The organism is Streptomyces sp. NPDC058534 (genome assembly GCF_042717365.1).
Lineage (GTDB): Bacteria > Actinomycetota > Actinomycetes > Streptomycetales > Streptomycetaceae > Streptomyces.
On sequence record NZ_JBHXNW010000041.1, the window covers coordinates 39,726 to 47,134 of the forward strand.

At 74.4% G+C, this 7,409-nt stretch carries 10 protein-coding genes; 3 read left to right on the forward strand and 7 right to left on the reverse strand.

What is annotated here, in order from left to right:
• The first annotated feature begins 16 nt into the window (after positions 1-16).
• Complete coding sequence (locus ACFWR9_RS24360) at positions 17-1,804, forward strand: glycoside hydrolase family 15 protein (protein WP_383845660.1); 1,788 nt, start codon at positions 17-19, stop codon at positions 1,802-1,804.
• A gap of 4 nt (positions 1,805-1,808) precedes the next feature.
• Complete coding sequence (locus tag ACFWR9_RS24365) at positions 1,809-2,564, forward strand: SDR family oxidoreductase (protein ID WP_383845662.1); 756 nt, start codon at positions 1,809-1,811, stop codon at positions 2,562-2,564.
• Between the two features lie 41 nt (positions 2,565-2,605).
• On the opposite strand, the gene amaP is transcribed toward ACFWR9_RS24365, so the two are convergent.
• From amaP to ACFWR9_RS24390, 5 genes are read right to left on the reverse strand one after another with little or no spacing between them, the layout of a single operon-like run.
• Positions 2,606-3,193, reverse strand: coding sequence for an alkaline shock response membrane anchor protein AmaP (gene amaP, locus ACFWR9_RS24370; protein WP_383845664.1), 588 nt, complete (start codon positions 3,191-3,193; stop codon positions 2,606-2,608).
• A complete protein-coding gene (locus ACFWR9_RS24375; protein WP_383845666.1) occupies positions 3,190-3,861 on the reverse strand; it encodes a DUF6286 domain-containing protein in 672 nt (223 codons plus the stop codon). The genes amaP and ACFWR9_RS24375 overlap by 4 nt, the downstream gene beginning before the upstream one ends.
• On the reverse strand, positions 3,858-4,241 hold the full coding sequence (locus ACFWR9_RS24380; protein WP_383845668.1) for a hypothetical protein: 384 nt from the start codon (positions 4,239-4,241) through the stop codon (positions 3,858-3,860). Before ACFWR9_RS24380 ends, ACFWR9_RS24375 begins: the two co-directional genes overlap by 4 nt.
• On the reverse strand, positions 4,238-4,423 hold the full coding sequence (locus tag ACFWR9_RS24385; protein ID WP_383845669.1) for a hypothetical protein: 186 nt from the start codon (positions 4,421-4,423) through the stop codon (positions 4,238-4,240). The genes ACFWR9_RS24380 and ACFWR9_RS24385 overlap by 4 nt, the downstream gene beginning before the upstream one ends.
• A gap of 39 nt (positions 4,424-4,462) precedes the next feature.
• On the reverse strand, positions 4,463-4,942 hold the full coding sequence (locus tag ACFWR9_RS24390) for an Asp23/Gls24 family envelope stress response protein (RefSeq protein WP_383845671.1): 480 nt from the start codon (positions 4,940-4,942) through the stop codon (positions 4,463-4,465).
• Between the two features lie 88 nt (positions 4,943-5,030).
• Between ACFWR9_RS24390 and ACFWR9_RS24395 the strand changes: the two genes are divergently transcribed.
• Positions 5,031-5,807, forward strand: coding sequence for a nucleopolyhedrovirus P10 family protein (locus ACFWR9_RS24395; RefSeq protein ID WP_383845673.1), 777 nt, complete (start codon positions 5,031-5,033; stop codon positions 5,805-5,807).
• 117 nt (positions 5,808-5,924) lie between these two features.
• Here the strand turns inward: ACFWR9_RS24395 and ACFWR9_RS24400 are convergent, their stop codons facing one another.
• Both ACFWR9_RS24400 and ACFWR9_RS24405 read right to left on the reverse strand, forming a co-directional pair.
• On the reverse strand, positions 5,925-6,728 hold the full coding sequence (locus ACFWR9_RS24400) for an enoyl-CoA hydratase/isomerase family protein (RefSeq protein WP_383845675.1): 804 nt from the start codon (positions 6,726-6,728) through the stop codon (positions 5,925-5,927).
• A 158-nt stretch (positions 6,729-6,886) separates the two neighbouring features.
• A complete protein-coding gene (locus tag ACFWR9_RS24405) occupies positions 6,887-7,108 on the reverse strand; it encodes a helix-turn-helix domain-containing protein (protein ID WP_189421730.1) in 222 nt (73 codons plus the stop codon).
• Positions 7,109-7,409: the final 301 nt, after the last annotated feature.

A 7,409-nucleotide genomic window follows, 5' to 3' on the forward strand; every position in this document is an offset into this window, starting at 1 on the left:
CGGGAAGACGAACCCCGTGCACCCCCAAATCGAGGACTACGCGCTCATCGGCGACCAGCAGACCGCCGCCCTGGTCTCCACGGACGGCTCCGTGGACTGGCTCTGCCTCCCCCGCTTCGACTCCGCGGCCTGTTTCGCCAAACTCCTGGGCGACGAGGACAACGGCCACTGGCGCATCGCCCCCAAGGGCGCCGAGCGCTGTACCCGGCGCGCCTACCGGCCGGACACCCTCGTCCTCGACACCGAGTGGGAGACCGAGGACGGTTCGGTCCGGGTCACCGACCTGATGCCCCAGCGGGACCGCGCCCCGGACCTGGTCCGCGTCGTGGAGGGCCTCAGCGGCGAGGTCACGCTGCACAGCGTGCTCCGGCTGCGCTTCGACTACGGCTCGGTCGTCCCGTGGGTGCGCAGGTCCGACGGGCACCGGGTGGCCGTCGCCGGGCCGGACTCGGCGTGGCTGCGCAGCGAGCCCGAGGTGCGCAGCTGGGGCGAGGACTTCGGGACGCACTCGGAGTTCACGGTCGCCGCGGGCGAGAAGGTCGCGTTCGTCCTGACCTGGCACCCCTCGCACGAGCCGCGCCCGCCGCTGATCGACCCGTTCGTGGCGCTGGAGCACAGCGTCGAGGACTGGCGGGAGTGGGCCGCGCGGTGCCGCTACGACGGTCCGCACCGGGACGCCGTGGTCCGTTCCCTGATCACGCTGAAGGCGCTCACCTACCAGCCCACCGGCGGCATCGTGGCCGCCCCCACCACCTCGCTGCCCGAGGAGCCGGGCGGCGTGCGCAACTGGGACTACCGCTTCTGCTGGCTGCGCGACTCCACGCTCACCCTGGGCGCCCTGCTGTCGGCCGGGTACCTGGAGGAGGCCGAGGCATGGCGCGACTGGCTGCTGCGCGCGGTCGCGGGCAGCCCGTCGGACCTCCAGATCATGTACGGCCTCGCGGGCGAGCGGCGGCTGCCGGAGTTCGAGCTGCCGTGGCTGTCCGGCTTCGCCGACGCCACCCCCGTACGCATCGGCAACGACGCGGTCAACCAGCTCCAGCTGGACGTGTACGGCGAGGTCATGGACTCCCTGTCGCTGGCCCGGGAGGCGGGCATGCGGCCGCGGCCGCAGATGTGGGAGCTGCAGTGCGCCCTGATGGACTACCTGGCCACGGCGTGGCGGGAGCCCGACGAGGGGCTCTGGGAGGTGCGCGGCGGGCGCCGGCAGTTCGTGCACTCGAAGGTGATGGCGTGGGTGGCCCTGGACCGCGCGGTGCGCACGCTGGAGGCCCACCCCGAGCTGGGCGGGGGTGACCTGGAGGGCTGGCGCGCGCTGCGCGAGGAGGTGCACCGCGAGGTGTGCGAGAAGGGGTACGACCCGGAGCGGAACACCTTCACCCAGTCCTACGGCTCGCGGGAGCTGGACGCCTCGCTGCTGCTGATCCCGCACGTGGGTTTCCTGCCGGCGGACGATCCGCGCGTCGTCGGCACGGTCGACGCGATCGGCGCGGAGCTGACCCGGGACGGCCTGGTGCGCCGCTACAGCACAGAGGGGGAGCCCGTCGACGGCCTGCCCGGCGGCGAGGGCACGTTCCTCGTCTGCTCGTTCTGGTACGCGGACGCGCTGCACGCGACCGGCCGGACGAAGGAGGCCCGGGAGCTGTTCGAGCGGCTGGTGGCGCTCACCAACGACGTCGGGCTGCTGGCCGAGGAGTACGACCCGGTGGCCGGACGTCAGCTCGGCAACTTCCCGCAGGCGTTCAGTCACGTCGGTCTGGTGAACACCGCCCTCGCCCTGTTCGGGGAGGAGGGGGCAGGATAGGACCATGGATCTTGGACTGAAGGACCGGGTGTACGTCGTCACGGGAGCCACCCGGGGCCTGGGCAACGCCGCCGCGCGCGAACTGGTCGCCGACGGGGCGAAGGTGGTCGTCACCGGGCGGGACGAGCAGAGCGTCGCCCAGGCCGCGGCCGCGCTGGGCCCGGACGTGGTGGGCGTGGCCGTGGACAACGCGGACCCGCAGGCGGCCGAGCGGCTGATCGCGACCGCGCGTGAGCGCTTCGGCCGCTTCGACGGCGTACTGATCAGCGTGGGCGGGCCGCCGCCCGGGTTCGTCGCCGACAACACGGACGACCAGTGGCAGGCGGCGTTCGAGTCGGTGTTCCTCGGCGCGGTGCGGCTGGCCCGGGGTGCGGCGGCCGAACTGGAGGAGGGCGGGGTGGTCGGGTTCGTGCTGTCGGGCTCGGTGTACGAGCCGATCCCGGGCCTGACCATCTCCAACGGCCTGCGGCCGGGGCTGGCCGGCTTCGCCAAGTCCCTCGCCGACGAGCTGGGCCCGCGCGGCATCCGCGTCGTCGGCCTGCTGCCGGGACGCGTCGACACCGACCGCGTGCGCGAGCTGGACGGGCTGTCCGCCGACCCGGAGGCGACCAGGGCGGCCGCCGAGTCCCGCATCCCCCTGCGCCGCTACGGCACCCCGGAGGAGTTCGGCCGCACGGCGGCGTTCCTGCTGTCCCCGGCGGCGTCGTACCTCACCGGCGTGATGCTGCCGGTGGACGGCGGGGTACGGCACGGGTTCTAGGTTCTGTCGTTCGGACCGGGCCGGCACGCCGGACGCGTCGGTCAGCCGACGCGTTCGGCGTGGTGCTTGACGCCGCGGAGCTGGACCTCCGCCGGGAGGGACGGGAGGCCGGCCGAGGCGCGGGCGTGGATCAGGGCCCGGGCAGTGAGGTCGTCCAGGGCGGTGCCGGGATCGACGTGGGGGGCCAGCAGCAGCCGGACGCGGGTCGTCGGGGCTTCGCGGCGTCCGGTGAGCCGGACCCTGGCCCGCTCGACCCCGTCCACCCGGTCCGCCTCCTCGGCGAGGACGCCCTCCAGCGCCCGGCCGCGCAGCGTCGCGGCCTCGCCGTCCCCGGTGTCGACGAGGACCTCGGTGAGCCGGCGGCGGCGCACCACCGCGACCAGCCACCACAGGGCGAGCAGCAACAGCACGGCGAGCGCGGCGATGACGACCGGCCACCACCAGCCGGCGTCCCGCCACCGGGTCCGCTCGGCGGTGGTGAGCAGCACGTCCTGCGGCCCCTGGTGGACCCACCAGGAGGGCGCGGGGACGTCGAACCCGACGGCGAGCACGGCGCCGCCGACGGCGAGCAGGACCAGGCCCACGAAACCGGTCAGCACACGGTCGACGGTCCTGAGCACCGCCCTCACCCCTTCCGGCCGGGACGCGCCACCCGCAGGGACACGGCCGGCGGCCGGGCCAGGCCCAGCCCGCGCACCGCGTCGTCGAGCGCGCCGTCCAGCTCGGCCCGTACGTCGTCCAGTTCACGGAAGTGCGACAGTGCGCTCACGCGTGCCTTGCGGCGGCGCATCCGCACCCGGGCCGACTGCACCCCGGCGACCTCCATGGCCCGGTCGCGCAGCACCGAGGCGGCCGCGTCCCGGTGCAGCCCGGCGCGTACGTCCGGGTGGGTTCGCCGCATCGGCAGCACCCTGCGCAGGCCGGGGGTGAGTGCCAGCAGCAGGAGCCAGAGCCCGAGGGCCGCGGTGACTCCCGCGCCGACCAGCACCCACGTGTCGTCGAGGGGGCGGTCGGCGAGCTGCCGGGCCAGGTCGCGGCGCCAGCCGAGGGCGTCTCGGCCGGTGCGGACGGCGACGACGTCGTAGAGGAAGGCCCCCGCGAGGAGCAGGAGCAGGAGGGCGACGATGCCGGCGGGTACGCGGCGCGCGGACCAGAAGCGGTGGGCCGTTCCGCTCTCCGGCGCGTCGGGGACGTGCTTCTCCATGGCGGGCGGACCGGGCTGCTCCGGGCCGGGTTCCACGACCGGCAGACGCCGGGTGCTGCCCTCGGCAGCCTCGGAGCCCCGGGGTTCGCTCATCGCGTCCTCCCCCGTCTCGCGTCGTACTCCCGCGCCAGGTGCAGCCGTTCCACCTGGACGGCGACCTCCGGGACCGCCATGCCCACCAACGTCTCTACCCGCCGCACGACTTGGTGACGCACCTGACCGCAGTGGGCGCCGATGTCGCACGGGTAGTCGAGTTCGAGGTGGACCCGGACGTGGGCGATGTCGTGGTGGACGGCCACGCTTGCGTGCGGGCGCGCGGCGTCCGGATGGAGCGGGCCGACCGCCTCGCGGGCCGCCTGGGCGGCGACCTTGGCGACCACCCGGTCGGCGATCCGCGTAGCACCGCGCTCGCCCGGCGCGACGACCGCCAGGGGTTCCAGGACCTCACCGGCCCCACCGCTCACGCCTGTCACCGCCGTCGGTCGTCGCGGGAGCGGAAGAAGGCACCGAGGTCCATGTCGCCCTCCAGGAAGCGGCCGACGACGAACCCGACCACCCCCAGGGCCGCCACCAGCAGGAAGGCGCCGAATCCGCCGAAGTACCCGGCGAACCCCAGCGCCATGCCGGCGATCAGGCCGACCACCGCCATGCTCATGGTGCGCTCCCCTCGTTCACCGCTGCCTCATCCTCCACGTCACTTGATCCGGGGCTCCGGTTCCTCGTCCTCCTCGTCGGGCAGCTTCACATCGCTGACCGCGATGTTGACCTCGACGACCTCGAGACCGGTCATCCGCTCCACCGCGGCCACCACGTTCTCCCGCACGTCCCGGGCCACGTCCGAGATCGACACGCCGTACTCGACGACGATCTCCAGGTCGAGGGCGGTCTGCTTCTCCCCGACCTCGGCCTTCACTCCGCGTGTCACGCCGGACTTGGTCCCGCCGGGCACCCGGTCGCGTACGGCGCCGAAGGTCCGCGACATGCCGCTGCCCATGGCGTGCACACCGGCGACGTCGCGTGCCGCCATTCCGGTGATCTTCTCCACGACGCCGTCGGCGATGGTGGTTCGTCCCCGGCTCCCGGGGTCTCCGCCGCCGCGCCGGATCTGGCCCTTGCCCGCACCGGGGGCATCGGTCGTGTCCTGCCCGGCCCGGTGGCTCTCCATGTCGGTCATGGCCGTACGTCCCTTCCGGTCGTAGTCCCTGTGACCACGGTAGTTCTGGTTGGGTCGCGGCGCGCCACGGATACGGCAGGGTGGAGGAATGACGACGGCGGACCGGTGGACGCGCACGATGCGGGAGCGGTTGGGGCTCGGCAGGCTGCTGCCGCTGGGCGGGTCCCAGGACGGGGCGTGGATCGCGGAACGTGCCGCGCGGGAGGTGCTGCTGGCGGCGGCCCGGGACGTGGCCGGGGTACGCCCCGGCGGCCTGCGCATCGGGCTCGCGGACCCGCGGGACACGCGGGAGCCGGCCGTACCGCCGCCGCTGGGTGCCCTGCCGCCCGGGGCGCTGCGGGTGACGGCCGACTTCACGGCGACGGTGGGCGGCGCGGCGGCGACCGCGGAGCCGCTGCCGGCGACGGCCGCGCGGCTGCGGGCGGCGCTGACGGAGGCGGCGGCCGACGGGCTCGGCCTCGCGGTGACGGATGTGGACCTGCGGGCGACGGGCCTGCGGGACGCGGACGCGGCTCCCGAGGGGGAGCCACGCGGGTCTCAGCCGGAGGCCGGAACGGAGCCGGGACCTGCCGACGCCGACGACGACGCCGCCGCCGATGACGGGGTCGGGGACGAAGGGCGCGTCGCCGGGGCCGCGCTGGGGGTGCCGGGTGTGGTCCGGCTGACCGGCGTACTGGGGCGTCCGGTCCGTGTGACGGAGCCGCCGACGCGGGAGGGGACCCTGCCGCGTCGCCATGTCCGGCTGGAGCTGGCGGTGGCCGCGGACCACCGGGCCGTGGAGGTGGCCCGGCGGGTCCGTGCGGCGGTGTCCGAGGCGCTGCCGGACCGCCCCTCGGTGGCGGTGGTGGTGACGGCGGTCGGCTGAGGCACCCCGCCGACCGCGCGCCACGCCCGGCCCACTGCCGGACCGCCCGTCGGTGGCGGTGGTGATGGCGCCGGTCGGCTGAGGCACCCCGCCGACCGCGCGCCGCGCCCTGCCCGACTACTCCCCGAGCCCCGCCAGGTCGCGCAAGCGGCGTGCCTGGGCGGCCCGCTCGGCGGTGCGCTGGGTCTCGTAGTCGCGGTTCTGGGCGCCCTGGAGCAGGACCTTGGTCTCGACGACCGCGTCGCGGGGCGCGGCGAGGACCGCCGACACCAGGTCGTGCACGGCGCCGTCGAGCTGGTCCGCGGGGACGGCCAGGTTGGCCAGCCCGCTGTTCACCGCCTCCTCGGCCATGACGAAGCGCCCGGTCGCGCAGATCTCCAGCGCGCGGGCGTAGCCGACGAGGGACACCAGGGGGTGCGTGCCGGTCAGGTCCGGTACCAGGCCGAGGCTGGTCTCGCGCATGGCGAACTGCACGTCGTCGGCGACGACCCGCAGGTCACAGGCGAGGGCCAGCTGGAAGCCCGCCCCGATGGCGTGCCCCTGCACGGCCGCGACGGACAGGATGTCGCCGCGCCGCCACCAGGTGAACCCCTCCTGGTACTCGGCGATGGCCTCGTCCAGCTCGGCGTCGCCGCCCCGCGCGAGGTCGATGAACGACGGTTCGCCGTCGAAGCCCTCGGGCGTGAACGCCTGCCGGTCGAGACCGGCCGAGAAGGACTTGCCCTCGGCCCGCAGCACCACGGCCCGGACGGAACCGGGCAGCAGCCGGCCGGCCTCGGCGAGCGCCCGCCACAGAGCGGGGCTCTGCGCGTTGCGCTTGGCGGGGTTGGTCAGCGTCACCGTGGCGATCGCGTCGTCGACGGTGAGCCGCACGCCGTCCCGGTCGAGTGCGGGACCGGTGTCGTGGGCGGGCGAAGCCATGGGGCGCCTCCGAAAGGTGCGGTCGTCGTCCCCGCCGTACGCCGGCCCGGAAGCCGTGTGACGGCAGAGCTAAGTGACTGCACAGTAACCACCCGGACGGTCGGACGACCGACCGGGTGACCACCTTCACTGTTCGGAGTCGAGAGGCCGCCGGGATGTCAGGCCGGTGTGGCCTTCTTGCCCCGGGTAGCCCCGCCACGCCCTCGGAGCGTGACGCCCGACTCGCTGAGCATGCGGTGCACAAAGCCATACGAGCGGCCGGTTTCCTCGGCCAACGCCCGGATGCTCGCACCGGCGTCGTACTTCTTCTTCAGGTCTGCCGCGAGCTTGTCGCGCGCGGCGCCGGTTACCCGGCTGCCCTTCTTCAGAGTCTCGGCCACCCGTGCCTCCTCATGGGAAGTGCGCTCTGGTCTCCTCATGATCACCCCTCCCGCGCCTCCTGGCCACCCATTCGGCAAGGTCGATGAGTCAAGGATGTGACGACAGGAGCGTGTCCCCACATGTGGAATACGGAATTCCAGAGATTCGCGCCCCTACCGCCGAAGGGGTTTCCGCGCGTAATTCCAGGTCAGATGGGCGTGGGGGGGGGGGGGGGGGGCGGGGGGGGGGCGGCGGGGGGGGGGGCGGGGGGGGGTGGTGAACAGGAAGTCGGCTGTGTAACTCACTCAGTGCTGGTGTGAG